The following is an 18,691-nucleotide window of genomic DNA, read 5'->3' as shown; positions in this document are numbered from 1 at the left end:
GGCAGCTACAATCGCCACTCATGGATCTGCGTCAGCTGGAGTACTTCGTCGCGGTCGCCGAGACCGGCAGCTTCACCCGCGCCGCCCAGCGGGTGCACATCACGCAATCCGGGGTCAGCGCCCAGATCAAGGCCCTGGAGCACGAGCTCGGCGCCGAGCTGTTCATCCGCAGCGGCCGCACCGCCCGGCTCACCGACGCCGGCTCGGTGGCGCTGCGCCACGCCCGCGCCGCCCTCGACTCCACGCTCGACCTGCGCGACGCGATCGACGAGGTCAAGGGCCTCATCCGGGGCCGGCTGACGATCGGCATGGTGATCGGCTGCGAGGTGGCGCCGCTGTTCGACGCGCTCGCCGCCTTCCATGCCGAGCACCCCGGCATCGAGCTGGAGCTGGCCGAGGCCAACTCGGATCAGTTGGTCGCCGGCGTCCGCACGGGCAGTCTGGACGTGGCGCTGGCCGGGCTGGCCGGCGTTCCGCCCGAGCATCTGGCCACCCGGGTGCTGATCCGGGAACGGCTCGTGGCCCTGGTGCCACCCACCAGCGACCTCGCCGGGAGCCCGGGCGTGCCGATCAGCCTGCTGTCGGCGTACCCCGTGATCTGCCTCCCGGTGGGGACCGGCATCCGTGACGCGCTGGACCGCAGCACCCCGGGGCGGTCGGCGGTCGCGCTCGTCGCGACCTCGCCGGACACGGTCGCCGGTCTGACCCGGCGCGGGCTGGGTGTCGCGGTGCTCAGCGAGTCGATGGCGGCCGCGCACCCGGATCTGACCGCCGTCCCGATCGACGGCGCCGACGTCCCGGCGCTGCTCGCGCTGGTCTGGCAGGAGCGACCGAATCCGGCGCTCACCGCGTTCCTGAAGCATTTCCCCTAGGAAGAGGCCCCCGTCGCGATCGCGACGGGGGCCTCCGCAGAAACCGGATTACCTGGTCAGCTTCTGGTTCACGACGTAACCGGGCGAGGTGTTACCCGCCCTGTCCACCGCGCTGTAGCTGATCCGCAGCGTGCCGGTGGCCACCCCGTGCACCCGCACGGACCACAGGTTGCCGCTGACGGCGGCGGTGAGCAGGTCGGCCCGGGAGATGGCCGTCTCCTTGGACGCCGACTTCCACCAGGCGCCGGCGTGGTAGTAGTACCACTTGCCGTCGACCCGGTACTCGACCGCCTTGACCCGGACGCTCGCGACGCCGAGCCCCTGGTCGGTGACCGTGCCGTGCAGGTTCGTCCACTTCTCGGCGACGTTCGCCGGGTTCGGCACCAGCAGGCTGGGCGCCGGGGCGAAGACGTCGTCGGCCACCGTGACGACACCGGCCTGGATGGCGGCGCCGGCACCGAGCTTGTTCACCGGCGTCACCGTGACCGTGTATTTACCGGCCTTGGTGTACGCGTGCGCCACCGCGATGTCGGCCGAGGCCGAGCCGGTGGTCCCGTCGCCCCAACCGATGTTGACCGAGTCGGCGGTGACGACACTGCCGGTCAGGGTGACCGCCTGGGTCGTCCAGATCGAGGCGCGGTCCAGCTTGAACTGGCCGGCCTGCGCGGCGACCGTGACCGTGCCGCCGGCGACGGTGGCCGCGTTGCCGGCCTCGTCGGTGATCGTGACCTGGATGGTGAAGCTGCCCGCCGTCGCGTACTTGTGCGTGGCGGACTTGGCGCCGGCCTCCAGGGTCTCGGCGGCGCTGCCGTCACCCCAGTTGACCACCTGCTTGATCTTCGCGGCGGCGGACTTGTCGTCGGCCAGCGAGGACTGGGTCAGGGTGACCGTCTGCCCGGTCCAGATCGCGGCCGCGTTCACCGCGTACGCCCCGGTCGGCGCCGTGCCGTCGGTGAACTTCACCGACCGCGGGGTCGGGTCCGGGCTGACCGGCGAGTGCTGGGCGAAGTAGTTGACCAGCATGGTCAGGTCGTTGTCGCCGGTGGTGGTCCGACTCGGGTTGTTCTCGCCCAGCACGGTGAAGTTGTCGCCACCGGAGGCCAGGAACGAGTTCATCGTCACCCGGTACGAGCCGGCCGGGTCGATGGTGACCCCGTTCAGCTTCATCGACGAGGCGATGATCCGCGAACCCTTCGGCAGGGTCGGGTCGTACTGGTAGGTGAAGCCCTTCGAGACGCCCAGCCAGAGGACCGGACGCGACGCGGTGTCCGGCTGCCACTGCTGCTCCAGCGCCGTCTTGAGCTGCGCGCCGGTCAGCGTCTTGGTGACCACGTCGTTCGCGAACGGCTGCACCGCGTACGCCTGGGCGTAGGTGACCGTGCCGTCCGCGCCGTACAGCAGGTCGTTGCGGAGCCCGCCCGGGTTCATCACGGCGATCTGCGCGCCGCCGCGACCGGCGTCCCTGGTCTGGTCGAGCTGCACGTCGGCGATGAGCTTGCCCATGTCCGACTCGGCGCCGCGGTCCTCGGACCCGGTGCTGGAGACCGCCCGCTTGATGTCGCCGGTGATCTTGCCGAGCACCTTCTTGCCGAGCTCCGCGGAGTTGGCCTTGGCCGCCGTCACGATCGCGGCGACGTCCGCGTTCTCCGGGTAGCCGGTGACCGGCAGCAGCTCGGCGGTCGACGCGGTGACCGACCTGGTGACCGGGTCGTAGGTCAGCTTCGCCCGGCCCAGCTTGACGCCGTAGTCCTCGGCCTGGATCACCGGACGCAGCCGGTCGGTGCCCGGGATCGGGATCTCGAACGCGTACGGCTGGTGGGTGTGACCGCTGAAGATCACGTCGATGTCCGGGCCGGCCTTGGTGAACGGGCCGAAGACCGGGTCGTTCTGCAGGGCCTCGGCGCTGGAGATGTTCGCGGTCGCGGCGCCCTCGTGGGTGAGCAGCACGACCACGTCGGCCTCCCCGTTGGCCTCGTTGCCGTCGGAGAGCTCGGCCGCGACCTGGTTCGCCTCGGCGACCGGGTCGTGGAACTCCACGCCCTTGATGCCGTCCGGGCTGACCAGCGACTTGGTCTCGCCGGTGACCACACCGATGTAGCCGACCCGGACCCCGCCCACGGTCTGCACCGAGTAGGCCGGGAGCGCGCGCTTGCCGTCGACGTAGACGTTCGCGCCCAGGTACGGGAACTTGGCCCGGCTCTGCACGTGCCCGGTCAGGTCGGCGATGCCCTTGTCGAACTCGTGGTTGCCGACCGCGGAGGCGGCCAGGCCACCGGTGCTCAGCGCGTCCAGGGTCGGGTTGTCGCCGTCGATCGACGAGACGAACGTCGAGGCGCCGATGTTGTCACCGGCCGACGTCCACAGCGTGTTCGGGTTGTCCTTGCGCAGCTTGTCGACCATGCCGACCAGCTGGGCCGCGCCACCGACGCCCGCCGACGGGGCCTCGATGCGCCCGTGGAAGTCGTTGATGGTGAGCAGCTGCAGGTCGATCGGCTTCGGCGCGCTGGTGTCCAGGCCGATCACGACCGGGTCGTGGTCGCTGGCCCGGTACGGGTCGGGGCTGTAGAACGGCGCGTACCCGTTGTACTGGAAGCCGTACGACTCGACCGAGTTGATGTTCCAGATGTCGACGCCGGTGACCCGGTCGGTCAGCGACGGCGTGGTCAGCGCGTGGTCGAGGGAGCCGGACTCGCCGCCGAAGACGTACGAGTTCTTCCCCGGCGCCTTGGCGCTGTGCACGTCGGTGTACCCCGCGCTGTAGAGGACCTGCATCGGGTCCTCCTGGGTGTACGAGTTGAAGTCGCCCAGCAGGATCACCTTGTCGGTGCCGCTGTCCTTCTCCACACCCTTGACGAAGTTGACGACCGCGGCCGCCTGACGCTTGCGGTCCCCGTTGTACGGGCCCTGCCCGTCGCCGGCGTCCACGTTGTCGCCGGTCGGCGGCACCCCGGTGCTCTTCGACTTGAGGTGGTTGGCCACCACGGTGAAGTCGATGCTGCCGGCGTGGAAGGTCTGCGCGATCGGCTCCCGCGCGTTCGACCACACGCTCTCGTCGTTCACCGACCGGGACGCGCCCTTCGGCGTGACCTTGGCCGGCTTGAAGATGATCGCCGTGGTGATGACGTCCTGCGACTCGGGGCCCGGCAGCTCGGCCGGCGTGCGCACGTAGTCCCAGGTGCCCGCGCCGTCCTTCTCGTTCAGCGCGCCGACCAGGGTCTTCAGCGCCAGCTGCGGGTCGTTCGCGTCGAACTTGACCGAGTTCTCGATCTCCATCAGCGCGACCACGTCGGCGTCCAGCGAGCTGATCGCCGAGACGATCTTCGCCTGCTGCTTGGCCAGCTGCGCGGCGTCGGTGGCGCCGCGCGCGTCGCCACCGAAGTGGACGAAGTAGTTCAGCACGTTGAAGCTGGCCACCTTGATGTCACCGCCCACGGCCGCCGGCTTGGCGGTCCGCGGGTTGCTGTCGTCGAAGGTGGTCCGGCTCGCGGCCGGGGTGTCCGCGGACACCGGGGTGGTCGGCTCCAGCAGCCAGTCACCGTAGGCGTAGTCGAGCACCACCGGACCGAACGAGGCGACCTTGTCGCCGGCCCGGATCGGCTGCTCCTTGCTGATGTACGGCGGGGCGATCCCGTTCGCCGACAGGTTGGTGGTCTTGCCGTCGTCCAGCAGGATCCGGCGGTCCCGGTTCTCCGCCTTGACCGCCGCGGCCTCGGCGCTGCCCGCCTTCGCCACGTCGGTCGGCACCTTGGCGACCTTGTCGCCGGCGGCCAGCACGACCTCGCCGTAGGTGGTCAGGTAGTACGGGTCCGAGGCGGTGTAGTCACCGACCGGCGCGACCAGCATGCCCTCGACCGACTCGCGGACCGCGTCGCCGGCCGGCAGCTTCAGCGGCACCGCGGTCGGCAGGGTCGCGTCGGTGGCGCAGACCTGGACGTCGGACTTCGCGGTGTACGACAGCTCGGTGAGCGAGTTGAACTCGGTGACCGTGCCGGTCACCCGGACCTGCTCGCCGATCTTGATGTCCGCGGTGCCGCCGTGCACGAAGACGGCGTCCGACGCGGCACCCGCGGCGACCGGGCGATCGGCGCCGCCGCTGCCCGCGGTCTGCAGGTAGAAGCCGGCGAAGCCACCGGTGCGGTGGTCGGCGGTGACCACGCCCTCGACGGTGACCTTCTGCCCGGCCAGCGGGGACGCCGCGCCGGTGCCCTGCACCTCGGCGATGGTGTTGGTGACCGCGGTGGTGCAACCGGCCGGAGCCGGGTCCGGGTCGGTGCCACCGGCTTTGTTGAGGGCGCCGAACGTGTTCGCGGCCGGGCCGGTCCACTTGCCGTCGATCTTCTGCAGCGACTGCCCGACCGGGGTGCTGGTGGTCTCCGCGACCCCGATGTCGGTGCTGGTCAGGCCGGTGGCCGGGCCGTCGACCGGGACCAGCGTGCCCTCATAGCTCAGAAACTCGACGACCGTGCCGTCCGGCTTGACCAGGGCGACACCGTCGTCCGGTCCATTCTCGACGCCATTCGCCGGGTAGGTCTGCACGACCACACCCGCCGCCGGAACGGCCCCGGACAACGTCTTGGTGTCGTACGACGTGTTGGTGTGCCCGTTGTAGAGGACGATCTGCCAGCCGCTCAGGTCGAACCCGACCGGCGCCTCGATCTCGACCGCCTCACCCGAGTCGGAGCCGGCGTTGTCGTAGTGGATCTCGCTGATGAAGGGGATCTGGGCTTCGGCCGCGAACGCCGGCCCGGAGAAACCAAAACCCAGCGCGGTCGCGAGGGCCGCGGCGCCCAAGGCTCGGATCGCCTGCGGGCTCGCAGCGGCACTCACGCTGCGTAGATATGGACGCATGGAAACAGGTCTCCCTATGGAAGTGAGTGCGCCGCAGATTAGGGAGGCTTGGTGACGGAATTCTCTCAGCCAGGTAACAGAAAGGGGTTCACCCCACAAAGGACGTGGGTGAATCCGCCCTTAACGACCACTCAACCCGACGGCGGCCCGCTCCGCGTCTGTCCACTACGGAATGTTACCTGTCGGCTGTCTATACAGCGAGTGACGGTACGTTCCCGTCCCGACGCTCGAACCCGCAAAACCTCAATCCCTCCATTGCGGCGGTACGCCGTGAGCACCCCGTCCCGGGTCGCCGCATCCGAGCCGGGTGGGCGCCGAACGTGATCTAGGTAGGGCTGAAAGGATGAGTTTCGGTTTTATGCGGGTTTGGTGCTTTCTGTCATGGTTATTGAAGTTCGGGGGGAAAAGACAGAAGGGAAGATCATGCGGAACACCATGCGTGTGCTCGGCCTCGCCGGCCTGGGAGTGCTGGGCGGCGCCGTGCTGGCGACCGGGCCGGCCGCCGCGGCGCCCAGCACTGCGGCGACCGGACACTCCCAGGCGCCGGCCAAGGCGCAGCGGGACCCGTGGAACGACGACGAGGTCGTGGGGTACTACCGGACCTTCTGGGCGTGCGAGCGGGCCGGACAGGTCGGCGAGCGGTTCCGGGCCTGGGACGACCACGCCTGCGAGCGGGTGCGGTGGGGGGTCCGGCGCGGAGCGTTCGCGCTGGTCGTCGACCAGAACGACTGGGACCAGCGGTGGGACAGCCGGTGGCGGCCGGGAATCTGGCCGAGCAACTGGCCGAACCGGCCGAACTGGCCCGGGCACGGCCGGCCGGACCACGACGGTCCGGGCGGACACGACGGTCCCGGCGGACACGAGGGTCCGGGCGGCCCCGGCGGACATGGGGGCCCCGGCGGACACGAGGGTCCGGGCGGACACGACGGTCCGGGTGCGGGCGGTCCCGGTGGGCACGGGGGTCCCGGCGCGGGCGGCCCCGGCGCAGGCGGCCCCGGCGCAGGCGGCCCCGGCGCAGGCGGCCCCGGCGCAGGCGGCCCCGGCGCAGGCGGCCCCGGTGCAGGCGGCCCCGGCGCGGGCGGTCCCGGTGGGCACGGGGGTCCCGGCGCGGGTGGTCCCGGTGCGGGCGGTCCCGGCGCGGGCGGCCCGGGTGCGGGCGGCCCGCACTCGAATCACTGATCGCGGTTAGCCAGCGAAACAGCCGTGGGCGGGCCTGACGGCCCGCCCACGACAATCTCAGTTCACCACCGGTTCCCCGGGCACCGTGAACAACGGCGCCCATGCCTCATCCGGGTCGACCGGGTAGTCGGTCGACGGTGCGTCGCCCCGGGTGGTCCACCGGGCCTCGTACGGCAAATCGTTGTAAGTGACTCGATCTCCGCGATGGTAGGACGTGCCGGGATTCCACACGTTCGTCACGCCGGTCACGTTCGGCGTCGGCGTCGGCCGCTTGTCGCCCGTGGTCACCGGCCCCACCACCGACCACGGGTTCGGCGCCCCCGCCGTGTCGTCCGCCGACGGATCGGCTCCCGAGTTGGCCCACTTCGCCTGGTAGACGACGCCGTGCCAGACCACCTTGTAGCCGCCCACGTACTGCGCGGTCAGCCGCCACACCGGGTACGGGCTGGTCGTCGGGTCGTCGATGGCCGACGACCGGTTGGGGATCTCCACCGCGTCCCGGCCGGATGATCCGACCGAGGTGCCGGGCAGCCCGGCGAACACCTTGGAGAAGGCCAGCGCCTGCTGGTCGACACCGCTGCAGGTGTTGGAGTGCACCACCACGTTGGTGAAGGTGCCCTTGCACCGTGCGTCCCGGTTCAGCGACCACATGGATACCCGGCCGAGGCCCTTGTCGACCGCGAACGTGGCGAGTCCCTGGGCATCGGCGACGGTGAACCGTTCGGTGTCGACGTCGTTCTGCCCGATCATCGGGGTGGCGCCGATCCGCGACCACACCTGTGCCGAGGTGAGTTGCGCGCCGAGTCGCAGGTACAGGTCGGTGAGCTGCTTGTGGGTGTTGTCGAGGGCCTGCGTGGTGAGACCGAGCATGTCCGGGTTCGCGCTGTTCCCGGTCCCGTAGTCCATGGTCATCACGTTGACACCGCGCAGTGCGACGCCGCCGTCGAGGGTGGCGCGGACCGCGGCGAGCCCGTCGGCGGTCAGGCCGGACGGGGAGACCGGCACGGTGAGCCACACGGCGAGCGGGTCACCGGCGGCTTTGCGCTCGTCCTGCACCGTCTTCAGCGCCGCGGCGCGGCGCTTCAGCGACGCCTGGTCGCCCAGGGCGGCGCCTTCCACATCCAGGTCGAGGGTGGCCAACTGGTAGCGCTTCACCAATTGGCGGTACGCCTCGGTGAGCCGCGCCTGGTCGGCGCACGCCACCGCGAGTTCGGTGTTGCTCTGGCCGCCGACGCTCACCATGATGTTGCCGCCGGCCGCGCGCAGCTGGCTGATCCGCCGGTCGAGTTCCAGGGAGGCGGCCGCCTCGTCGAGCGTGTACGCCCCGCCCCAGCTCGGCACGCAGCCGTCGGTCCGGTCGGCGACCACGAAGCCGAGGGCCACGTCGTTCGCCGGGTTGGCGTCCGGATCCTGGAATTCGAAGGTCGGCGTGAGGGTCACGTCGACGTACGGCACCGCCCACGACTTGGCCCGGGTGCCGGCGTTCTCCCTGAGGCGCATCGCGCCGAAGGTGCTGCCGGCGCCGACCGCGCCGAGCGCCAGGATCAGGAAGAGCAACCGGAACCAGGACAGTCTCTCGCCGGGCTGCTCGGGTTCCTGCCAGTTCGGATCGGCCAGCGGATCGTCGTCCGGCCGCACTGTCTGCGGGGTGGCGCGGTCGGTGAGCATCGGGGCCCTCTCGTTCATGGGTGTCTGGGCAGTCACATCGGCGCCGCGGCGGCGGACTGAAGGACCCACGAGGTTTTCCGGTCAAACCTTCATGCGGTGTCCTGCCAGCGCCGATGGGGTGTCGAACGGTCCCAGTGCCGAGGCCGGATTCGACAACCCATGAAGGGCAACCCCATGCAGCGCACCTCGGTGGCCCAGCCCCGGCCGGACGCCCAGCGCCAGTGGGGCGCCGACCGGCGGTCGGCCCCCCATCCGGTGGTTCCGCCACCCATTTCCGAGGGGCGGATCGCCCGCGGCCGGCTCGCGATCGTGCTCACCATCGCGGTCTGGGCCGGCTATCTCGCCTACACGATTTTCGAGCAGTTCATCGTCGGCCGGGCGAGCACCGCGCGGCTGGCGGTCGAGGCGATCGTCTACATGCTGGTGATCACCGGTCTCGCCGCCTCGGCGATGGCGTACCTGATCACCCGGATCGGCTTCTTCTACCGCAGTCGCGGGCATCAGCGGTCGCCGCGGATCGTGCTGGACGCGTTCCTGGCCGAGCCGAAGACGCCGACGGTCACCGTGCTGGTGCCGTCGTACCAGGAGGACGAGCGGGTCGTCCGGACCACGCTGCTCTCCGCCGCACTGCAGGAGTACCCGGGTCTGCGGGTGGTGCTGCTGATCGACGACCCGCAGCAGCCGAAGACCCGGTCGGCCCGGGATCTGCTGCTGTCCGCCCGGCGGCTGCCCGGCGCGATCGAGGCGGAGCTCGCGGTGCCGTTCAACCGGGCGCAGGCCGCGTTCGAGCAGTTCGAGCAGGCGCTCGCGGATCGCGGCCAACGGGTCGGGACCAGCGACGACATGCGGGCGCTGGCCGCCGAGTACCGGGCCGCGACCGGCTGGCTGTACGGGCTGGCGAACCGGCAGGAGATGGTCGACCACACCGACACGTTCTTCGTCGACCACATCCTGAACGCGCTGGCCGAGGAGTTGTCGACGATCGCCGAGGCGCTGGAGACCGGCGCCGAGGAGAACGCCACCCTGCCGGTGGCCCGGTTGGTGCAGCTGTACAGCCGGCTGCTGGCGATCTTCGGCGTGTCGATGACGAGCTTCGAGCGCAAGCGGTACGTGTCGCTGTCCGGCGAGCCGAACAAGGCGATGAACCTGAACAGCTACATCGGCCTGATGGGCGGCAGCTACCAGGAGGTGCGTACGCCGATGGGGCTGGCGCTGGTGCCGGCCGGACCGGGTCGCGCCCAGTTGACCGTGCCGAATCCGGATTATGTGCTGACCCTGGACGCGGACAGTGTGCTGCTGCCGGATTATGCGCTGCGTCTGGTACACATGATGGAGCAGGGCGCGTCGGCAGGGGTGGCGGTGGCGCAGACGCCGTACAGCGCCTTCCCCGGGGCGGCGACCCGGGTGGAACGGATCTCCGGGGCCACCACCGACATTCAGCACATCGTGCACCAGGGCATGACGCAGTACGACGCGACGTTCTGGGTGGGGGCCAACGCCGTACTCCGCAAGAAGGCTCTCGATGACATCTGCGAGACGGCCTACGAGGGCGATTGGGAGATCAAGCGCTACATCCAGGACCGCACGGTCATCGAGGACACCGAGTCGACCATCGACCTCGGGGTGCACGGCTGGACGTTGTACAACTACCCGGAGCGGCTCGCGTACAGCGCGACGCCGCCGGATTTCGGGTCGCTCTGCATTCAGCGGCAGCGCTGGGCCAATGGCGGCCTGCTGATCCTGTCCCGGCTGAAGGACCAGTTCAAGGCCCGCAACAAGCGGGAGCAGAAGAACCGGTTCGGCGAGCTGTTCCTGCGGGTGAACTACATGGCCTCCATTTTCTGGAGTTCCGTGTGCCTGGTCGTGATGCTGGTCTACCCGTTCAACAAGGATCTGCTCAACCCGGTGCTGCTGCTGGTGTCGGTGCCGTATTTCATGATGATGGCCGGCGACCTGAAGGCGAACGGCTACAAGCGGCTCGACGTGCTGCGCATCTACGGCTTCAACCTGATCCTGCTGCCGGTGAACCTGTCCGGTAGCTTCGCCTCGCTGCTGCAGTTGCTGACCGGCGAGAAGAGCCAGTTCAAACGGACGCCGAAGGTCCGCAACCGGACCACCGCGGCGACGTTCTACCTGCTGGCGCCGCTGGCCCTGATCGCGCTCTGCGGGTATACCGTGGTGCACGACGTCCAGCACAAGCTCTGGAACAACCTGGCCTTCGCCGGTTTCAATCTCCTTCTCTCGCTGTACGCGATGATCGCGTTCGTCGGTCTCGGCAACACCCTGATCGACCTGTTCGCCCATCTGCGTGCCTGGCTGTACCGCCCGGTGAAGCCGAAGAACAAGGCCACGGGCACGCCGGTCAGCTCGGTTCCGGCCCCCGCCGCGCTCGGCGGCGGCGCGATCGGCGACTGGGCGTCGGTGCTGCACTACGGCGGCGCCGAGCGGGGCGGTTCCGGAATGGTCGCGGTCCGGTCCAGCCAGGCGCCGGTCACCCGGGGCCGCAAGGCCAGCGTGTCGCACTCGTTCGAGGAGTTCAACTTCTTCACCGTGTTCCAGCCGATCTTCGAGCTGGAGTCCGGCGACGTCGTCGGCTACGAGGCGCTGACCCGGTTCGCCGACGGCAGCACCCCGCAGCTGAGCCTGGCCGCGGCACAGGACCAGGGCCTGCACATCGACCTGGACGCGGCACTGATCCGGGCCGCGCTGGCCTCGGCGAATTCGCTGCCGGCCGGCGCCTGGCTGGCCGTCAACGTCTCGAACGACCTGTTGCGCCGGCCGCACGAGCTGGCGCCGCTGCTGGACGAGGCGAACCGGCCGCTGGTCCTGGAGTTCCGCAGCCCGGAGGCCGGTGACCTGGAGCGGCTGCCGGCCGGGGCCCGGTTCGCGGTGGACGACGCGGGCGCCGGGTTCGACACGCTGTCCCGGATGGAGACGTTACGACCGGAGATCCTCAAGCTCGGCCCGGCCACGCTGGCCGGTATCGAGACGTCGGCGGCCCGGCAGGCGGCGATCCGCACGCTGGTGGAGTTCGCCGAGGCGAACGACTGCACGGTGATCGCCGAGGGCATCGAGTCGGCCCCGCAGCGCGATGCCCTGCGGGCCTGCGGCATCCGCCTGGGGCAGGGCTTCTACCTGGGCAAGCCGGTGCCGGTGGAGCGGGCTCTGGCGGACGCCACCAGCCGCTAGGTTGGAGATGGGGGCCGCGATCCAGGTTTTCTGGGTCGCGGCCTCCGTGATGTAGCCCACTCTCTTGCTTGTTGAAGTTTCAAGAGCAACCGGCGAATAGTGTTGGTGAAACTTCAACAACCTATGGGGGTTGCGATGACAGTGACGATCGGACAGGCGGCGCAGGTCCGCACCCGGGTCACCGTGCCGCTGGAGTTCCCGGACGGCTACGCGACCACCGCGGAGGTGTTCACCTTCACCGGCCTCGCCGACGGCCGTGAGCACCTCGCCCTCGGCCTCGGCGACTGGCGGAACGCGACGAACCCGCTGGTCCGCCCGCACAGCGAGTGCCTCACCGGCGATGTCTTCGGCAGCCAGCGCTGCGACTGCGGCCCGCAACTGCGGGAGGCCGCCGAGCGGATCACCGAGGCCGGCGGCATCCTGCTCTACCTGCGCCAGGAGGGTCGCGGCATCGGCCTGTACGCGAAACTCGACGCGTACGCGCTGCAGGACACCGGCCTCGACACCTACCAGGCGAACCTGGCCCTCGGCCACGGTGAGGACGAGCGGGACTACACCCCCGCCGCCCAGATGCTGCACGCCCTGGGCGCCGAACGGATCCGGCTGCTCAGCAACAACCCGGACAAGGCCGGCCAGCTCGCCGCCCTCGGGGTCGAGGTGACCGAGCAGCTGCCTACGGGCGTGCACCTGTCCCCGGCGAACGCCCGGTACCTCGCCGCCAAGCGGGACCACACCGCGCACACCCTCGACCTGACCGGTGCCGCATGACGCTTCGCGACGCGACCGAGGCCGACCTCTTCTGGACCCGGTCGGCCATCGACCTCTCCCGGCTCTCCCCGCCGTCGCCGACCCACTACGCGGTCGGCGCGGTCGTGGTCGGCCCGGCCGGCAACCCGATGGCCACCGGCTACACCGGCGAGACCGACCCGCACTTCCACGCCGAGGAGGAGGCGCTGGCCAAACTGGCCGGCCGCGGCTTCGACCTGGGCGCCGCCACCCTCTACACCTCGCTGGAGCCGTGCACCGTCCGCAAGTCCCGGCCGGTCTCCTGCACCGAGCTGATCCTGGCGAGCGGCATCCGCCGGGTCGTGCTGGCGCTGCGCGAACCGCTGCACTTCGCCGACTGCACCGGGGTCGAGACGCTGCTCGGTCACGGCGTGCAGGTGGTCGAGATCGCCGCGCTGGGCGAGGCGGTACGCGATATCAACGCCCACGTCATGGGGATGCAGACGACATGACCCAGGATGCCCTCGCGACCGACACCCGCTGGCTCAGCAGCCCCGAGATGGCCGCCTGGCTCAACCTCACCCAGCTGCTGATGCTGCTGCCCAGCGCCCTCGACCGGCAGCTGCGCGACGACGCGGGCATCCCCCACGCGTACTACCAGATCCTGGCGAACCTCAGCGCCGCCCCCGGCCACCAGATGCGGATGACCGATCTGGCCCGCATGGTCGGCACCACCACCAGCCGCCTCTCACACGCGGTCACCAGCCTGGAACAGCGCGGCTGGCTGTGCCGCCGCGCCTGCCCGTTCGACAAGCGCGGCCAGATCGCGGCGCTGACCGAGGCCGGCATGGCGGTGCTGGAGGCGGCGGCTCCGGGCCACGTCGCCGAGGTCCGTCGTCTGATCTTCGACCACCTCTCGGCGACCGAGGTCGATCAGCTCCGCGAGATCACCGGAAAGATCCTCCCGGCCGCCACCGCCTGACCGCTGCGACCGGCGTCACGCCGCCGACACCCGGCCGGCTGCCGGCATCCGCCACCAGCTTGACCCCCGGCACCGCCCGCCCCCTGCCGCCGATGCCGGCGGCCAGCGGGACGCTTCCCACCGACCTTCCCTTCCCGGTCGTCGCATGCGCCGCAGGGGGATGCCGTCGACCAGTGGCAAGCAAGGCCTTCTTCAAGGCTCCTCTTTCTCCCCGTTCTCGCCCCGGTCGCCGCGACGGAGACGAGTCGGCCCGGCGCACCTCCCGACCGGGTGGATGCCCGGGGCGAGGTCGCCCCGGGCATCCACGGGTCAGTCGGTGACCGTGCCGTCGATCACGCCGAGCGGGATCGGGTCGCCGAAGTCGGACGGGTAGACCTGCGTCTTGAAGCGGACGTGCTCGGCGCCCTCGGCCACCCCGTCGGCGACCGTCGGGACCGTCACCGCGAGCGACGTGGTCCCCGGTTCGATCGCCACGAACAGCTGCAGGCCGGCGCCGGACAGCGGCCGGGACGGCTTCGGGTCCTCACCGGTCTGGTCGGTGAACCAGCGGGCGTCGACGTCGGTCGACGACAGCTCCGGCCCGGCCGGCGGAGCCTGCGTCACGAACTCCACGTACACCGGACCGCCGGCGACCGTCGACAGGTGCACCGTCCAGGTCAGCGGCGAGCCCTCGGTCGCGGTGGCCACGGCCGGCGTGATGGTGACCTTGGGCATCGGGTCGTCCTCGCGCACCCGGACCCCACCGGAGTAGTCGCCGACCACGGCGTTCCGGACGGCCTTGGCGGTCAGCGGGTACGACCGGTCCCCGGTGTACACGGTGTCACCGGTGACCTTGATCGGCACCGAGATCCGGGTGTCGCCGGGCTTGACCCGGGCCACCCACGACTTGGTCTCCGACGTGCCGGGGTCGGTCAGGAACAGCCGGACGTCGGCCGCCTGCCGGCCGCGCACCCGCACCGGCACGCTGTGCGTGCGGGTGCCGGAGTCGCCCTCGGCGACGGTCAGGTCGCCGACGTCGATCCGGTCGAGCGCGGCCGGTCGCGGGGCGGGGGTGCCGGGCTGCCAGCCCCAGGCGTCGATCAGCCACGCCGGGCGGTTGCCACGCGCGGTGATCTCCACCCGGGCCACCGTGCCGACCGTCCGCGGGAGCGGCAGCCGCACCTCCTGGGCCCAGTACGACGTGGTCACGCCGGTGCCGGGCATGCCGGTGACCGTGGCCGGGCCGAGGTCGGTGCGCCGGCCGTGGTCGTCGGTGACCGCGACGGCGAACGAGGTGGCCGGCGCGTTCGGCGGCACGATCAGCCGCAGGGCCAGGGCCTGCGAACCGGCCACCGGCATCGGCTTGGCCGGCTGCAACGTGGCGGTCCCGGTGCCGTTGAGCGCGACCGCGACCCGGCCGGGTTCCGGGACGGCGAACGGCACGAAGTGCGGCGAGGCACCGGCGATCGTGTCGGTGTCCAGGCAGCCCTTGGCGGCGTCGGTGGCGACCTCGTCGCACAGCCGGGCGCCGCGGACGGTGAGCGCCGCGTCCGGAACGATCACCGGGCGGCGGTTGCCGCCGAGCGCGTGGCTCAGCACCCGGGCCGGGCCGGCCGAGCGGGCGCGCACCCCGGAGCCGTCGAGCAGCGGGCGGGCCCGGTCGTCGCCGCCGAGGAACACCCGGGCGGCGGTCGCGATGTACGTGGCGCCGACGGTCTGCTCCTGCTGCGGGGTGAGCCGCGCCGGGGCGGTCCCCGGGGTGCACAGCGGGTCGGGCGTCTCGCTGGAGAAGTCGTCGAAGGCGGGTCCGACGGCCTGCCCCGGCGTCCACTCGGTGTTGAAGTAGTTGTGGTTGGCGCCGGTCACGTGCAACGCGCTGTGCAGCGCCCGCCCGGAGCTGAGCCCGCGGGTGGCGTCGACGTACATCTGGCCTTCCAGGTCCGAGACGTCGCCGTCGCAGCCCGGCAGGATCGTCGCCGACGGCACGTCGGGCTGCGGGTTCTGCCCGAACGCGGTCGGCCCGATCAGCAGCAGGCCGCGAATCGTCCAGCGCACCTTGCCCTGGTAGTCGTCGTGCGCGCCCGGCGCCGGGTTCACGCTGTCCAGCGCGGCCCGGTTGACCCCCTCGCCGCCCCGGGAGTGACCCATCAGCAGGACCTGGGACAGGTCGGCGGGCGGCGCCGCGCGAACGATCGCGGGCGCAGCCCGGCGGCCGCTGCCGGCCCAGTCGGCCCAGTGTGCGAGGTGCATCCGGACGAGCGCCGAGCGCGCCTGCGCGCCGCCGTCGGCGTCCGCGTCGTCCTGGGCGTTGATCCCGTTCGCCGAGATCGACACGGTGACGTAGCCCTGCGAGGCCAGCAGTTGCTGCGCCTGCAGGTAGCCGCGGTAACTGGGCACCGGCGCGGAGCCGGCGGCGCACGGCCAGTCGGCGCTGATCGCGTTCTCGTCGGTGCCGGCGAAGCAGGTCCAGTGCCGGCCGTGCAGGAACAGCGCGAGCGGCCGCTTGCCGGGCGCGCCCTTCGGCGCCACCACGACGGCCTGCATCTCGACCTTGGCCTTGTAGGTGGAGAGGTGCACCCCCGGCAGCTGGTATTCACCGGTCGTGGTCCGGTACGGCCCCGGCACTCCCGGGTCGACCGGGTTGGCCGGCAGGATCGGCGGGATGACCGGCGAGCCCGCCGCCCGGCGCTGCACCGAAGCCGGCGCGGCCGCGTCCACCCGCTTGCCGCCGACCTTGACCTGCAGGTCCTTCAACCCACCGGGCGGGGTTCCGGGCAGCGTGAACGCGTGCGGGTCACGCGTGCCCCGGGCCCGTCCCAGCAGCCGATCCCCGGACCAGAACTCGACCGCGGCGTCACCGGTCCGGATGGCCCGATCGCTCGTCCAGGTCAGCGACCGGTGCTCCAGGGACCATCCGCGGGGCAGCGCGTCGGCCGTGCTGCCCGGCGGATCCGCCGAGGCGGGCATCGGCAGGCCCAGCAGCAGCGTGCTCGCCGCGATCGCGGCGACCAAGATTTTTCGCATGAGGCCCGTTCTAGTAGGCCGACGCAAATATCTAGATATTCTTTTATTCAAGATCAGTTGGCTGGCGGATCAGCCGCGGAGTTCCCGGATGTCGGCGGCGGAGAGACCGGCCGGCGAACAATGCGGCTTCGCGCGCCCGCAAAGCCGGCACTTTCCCCTCGATGGTGTCCCGGGCCGCCAGGCGAACCACCGTCACGTTGCGGATCTGCCCGACCCGGTGCGCCGGTCCACCATCTGCGCCTCGATCACCTGTTCCTGCTGACCGGCGCTCGACACGTCATGCCCGGCAGGAGGACGCCGCCGGGGTCACGGCTAGCCCGTCCGGAAGGCGGCGCGCAGGAAGGTCTCGATGGTGGCGTAGGTGGGGCGGGCCGCGTCCGGGGTCAGCGCCGGGGTGGTGTGGCGGACCCGGGCTCGGGCGGCCCGTGGGGAGACGATGTCGCGGTTGTGACCCACTCCCGGGACGGTGTAGTACGTCGCCGGGACGGCCGCGGCCTGCAGGGCGTCGAAGAGCATGTCGCTCTGGTCCAGCGGGACCAGAGCGTCCTGGGTGCCGTGGATGATCAGGACCGGTGGGGCGGCGGGGGTGATCCGGTGCAGCGGGTTCGCCTCGGCCACCCGCTCCGGGCAGCTCAGGATCGCACAACCGAGCAGGGACGACTCGGGTGACCGGGCGTCGATGTGGCAGTCGGCGAGCCGGAAGGCGCGATTGAACGACGCGCACGCGCCGGGCAGCATTTGCGGGTCCATCTCCAGGAAGTCGATCGGGGCGTACAGGTCGACGACCGCGCGGACGCCGGGGTCGGTGAAGCCGGCCCACAGGGCGGTCCAGCCGCCGGACGAGTCGCCGAGGACGGCGATCCGGGCGCGGTCGACTTCGAAGCGGGCCGCGTTGGCGCGCAGCCAGCGGATCGCCGCCTGGATGTCCTCCACCTGGGCCGGGAACTTGGCCTGGTAGCTGGAGCGGGTGGAGACGCCGGCCACCGCGAAGCCGTGTGCGGTGAAATACGGGACCAGAACCGGGGCGTAGCCCTTGCCGTCGTCGGCGAACCAGCCGCTGCCACCCATCACGATCAGAAGCGGTCGCGGGGTCGTAGCGGGCTGGGCCGGGAGGTAGAGGTCGATCAAGTGGCCATGGCTGCCGGCGGGCTGCGCGGGGGCGTAGGCCAGGTTGCGCAGGACGCGCGGCGGGCGGACGGCGGCTTCGGTGGGCGGGCCGGCCGCGACGACCCCGGCGAGGGTGCCGAGCAGCAGCGTGGCCAGCGCGAGCAGGCGCGAAAGCGGTCGGCTGATCATGATGGGCTCCCGGCGGCTGTCCACGGCATCGCACCGATGGTCACCTATGGTGACCACTCCACCATCCGGGAAGCCGCCATGGTGCGGAATCCCCCAGCTCGGTTACCCCGAGGCGATCGTGGCGAGTGCACACGCGAGGACGCCGGGCGTACGGCTACGCATTCTGCGTGACATGGGGATGCCTTTCGCATGCCGGGGATCCACCCGTCGCGATGGTTGCCGTGGCGCGCGGAAAGGTTGCCCTTGGCGCCGGTTTACTGTTTGCGCATGCCGACGAAACGCCGTGATGCCGAGGCGAACCGGGACCGGATCCTGCGGGCCGCCCAGGAGCTGCTGTCCCGGCAACCGACGGCGAGCATGGATGACGTGGCGCAGGCTGCCGGGGTGGTGCGCCGCACCGTCTACAGCCATTTCCCGACCCGGGAGGCGCTGCTCGACGGCCTCGCCGACAAGGTGTCCGGGCATCTGCTGGGCGCGCTCGGCGGCACCGACCGGTCCGGGCTGGAGCCGGACGTCGCGTTGGCCGATTTCGCGTTGACCGTGTGGGCGGTCGGCGCGGAGTACCGGTTGCTGATGACGCTGGCCGAGGCCGATCTGAGCGCCGCCCGGCTGCACGAGCTGCTCGCCCCGATCCGGGCGCAGGGCCTGGAGCTGCTGGTTCGCGGGCGGGCCGGTGGCCGGTTCGCCACCCATCTGCCGCCCGAACTGCTGACCCTGGCACTGCAGGGGATGACCCTGTCGATGATCCAGGCGGTGAACGACGGCGTGTGGCACGACGACGGCGTGGCCGCCTCGACGGCGGTGCTGGTCGCGGCCGGGTTACCGGTCCAGGCGGCGGAGTCGGCCATCGCGGCGGCCCGGGACCTGAAACTTGCACACATCTGAGCAGGAAGGCTAACCTGCACGCACCTGTGCAGTTTCTCTGCAC

11 protein-coding genes are annotated in these 18,691 nt (G+C 71.1%); 7 read left to right on the top strand and 4 right to left on the bottom strand.

Annotated features, from left to right (window positions below; translation table 11 throughout):
* The first annotated feature begins 20 nt into the window (after positions 1-20).
* Positions 21-872 (top strand): LysR family transcriptional regulator, encoded by an 852-nt coding sequence (locus ACSP50_RS02900; RefSeq protein WP_014687657.1) that lies wholly within the window; start codon positions 21-23, stop codon positions 870-872.
* 48 nt (positions 873-920) lie between these two features.
* On the opposite strand, the gene ACSP50_RS02895 is transcribed toward ACSP50_RS02900, so the two are convergent.
* Positions 921-5,699, bottom strand: coding sequence for an ExeM/NucH family extracellular endonuclease (locus ACSP50_RS02895; protein ID WP_231956851.1), 4,779 nt, complete (start codon positions 5,697-5,699; stop codon positions 921-923).
* 444 nt (positions 5,700-6,143) lie between these two features.
* Between ACSP50_RS02895 and ACSP50_RS44750 the strand changes: the two genes are divergently transcribed.
* Positions 6,144-6,899 (top strand): hypothetical protein, encoded by a 756-nt coding sequence (locus tag ACSP50_RS44750; RefSeq protein WP_155123430.1) that lies wholly within the window; start codon positions 6,144-6,146, stop codon positions 6,897-6,899.
* 57 nt (positions 6,900-6,956) lie between these two features.
* Here ACSP50_RS44750 and ACSP50_RS02880 read toward each other — a convergent pair whose 3' ends face one another.
* Positions 6,957-8,567, bottom strand: a complete 1,611-nt coding sequence (locus ACSP50_RS02880; protein WP_014687654.1) for a chitinase — start codon at positions 8,565-8,567, stop codon at positions 6,957-6,959.
* 159 nt (positions 8,568-8,726) lie between these two features.
* Here ACSP50_RS02880 and ACSP50_RS02875 point away from each other — a divergent pair, with 159 nt between their 5' ends.
* The 4 genes from ACSP50_RS02875 (at position 8,727) to ACSP50_RS02860 (ending at position 13,464) form a co-directional block, all read left to right on the top strand.
* Positions 8,727-11,756, top strand: coding sequence for an EAL domain-containing protein (locus tag ACSP50_RS02875; RefSeq protein WP_231956850.1), 3,030 nt, complete (start codon positions 8,727-8,729; stop codon positions 11,754-11,756).
* Positions 11,757-11,891: 135 nt separating this feature from the next.
* Positions 11,892-12,524: a GTP cyclohydrolase II gene (ribA, locus tag ACSP50_RS02870; protein ID WP_014687652.1), complete on the top strand. Its 633-nt coding sequence runs from the start codon at positions 11,892-11,894 to the stop codon at positions 12,522-12,524.
* Complete coding sequence (locus tag ACSP50_RS02865) at positions 12,521-12,994, top strand: dCMP deaminase (protein ID WP_014687651.1); 474 nt, start codon at positions 12,521-12,523, stop codon at positions 12,992-12,994. Before ribA ends, ACSP50_RS02865 begins: the two co-directional genes overlap by 4 nt.
* Positions 12,991-13,464: a MarR family winged helix-turn-helix transcriptional regulator gene (locus ACSP50_RS02860; RefSeq protein ID WP_014687650.1), complete on the top strand. Its 474-nt coding sequence runs from the start codon at positions 12,991-12,993 to the stop codon at positions 13,462-13,464. The genes ACSP50_RS02865 and ACSP50_RS02860 overlap by 4 nt, the downstream gene beginning before the upstream one ends.
* 309 nt (positions 13,465-13,773) lie before the next feature.
* Here ACSP50_RS02860 and ACSP50_RS02855 read toward each other — a convergent pair whose 3' ends face one another.
* Positions 13,774-16,467, bottom strand: coding sequence for a hypothetical protein (locus ACSP50_RS02855; RefSeq protein ID WP_014687649.1), 2,694 nt, complete (start codon positions 16,465-16,467; stop codon positions 13,774-13,776).
* A gap of 312 nt (positions 16,468-16,779) precedes the next feature.
* Positions 16,780-17,763 carry an alpha/beta hydrolase gene (locus tag ACSP50_RS02850; protein WP_014687648.1) on the bottom strand — a complete coding sequence of 328 codons (984 nt, stop codon included), beginning with the start codon at positions 17,761-17,763 and terminating at the stop codon, positions 16,780-16,782.
* Between the two features lie 267 nt (positions 17,764-18,030).
* Here ACSP50_RS02850 and ACSP50_RS02845 point away from each other — a divergent pair, with 267 nt between their 5' ends.
* Positions 18,031-18,648, top strand: a complete 618-nt coding sequence (locus ACSP50_RS02845; protein WP_043510749.1) for a TetR/AcrR family transcriptional regulator — start codon at positions 18,031-18,033, stop codon at positions 18,646-18,648.
* The last annotated feature ends 43 nt before the right edge of the window (positions 18,649-18,691 follow it).

The sequence above is a fragment of the Actinoplanes sp. SE50/110 genome (assembly GCF_900119315.1).
Classification (GTDB): Bacteria; Actinomycetota; Actinomycetes; order Mycobacteriales; family Micromonosporaceae; genus Actinoplanes.
Note: the sequence above shows the minus strand (reverse complement) of the source record. Positions and strands in the feature narration are given on the sequence as shown.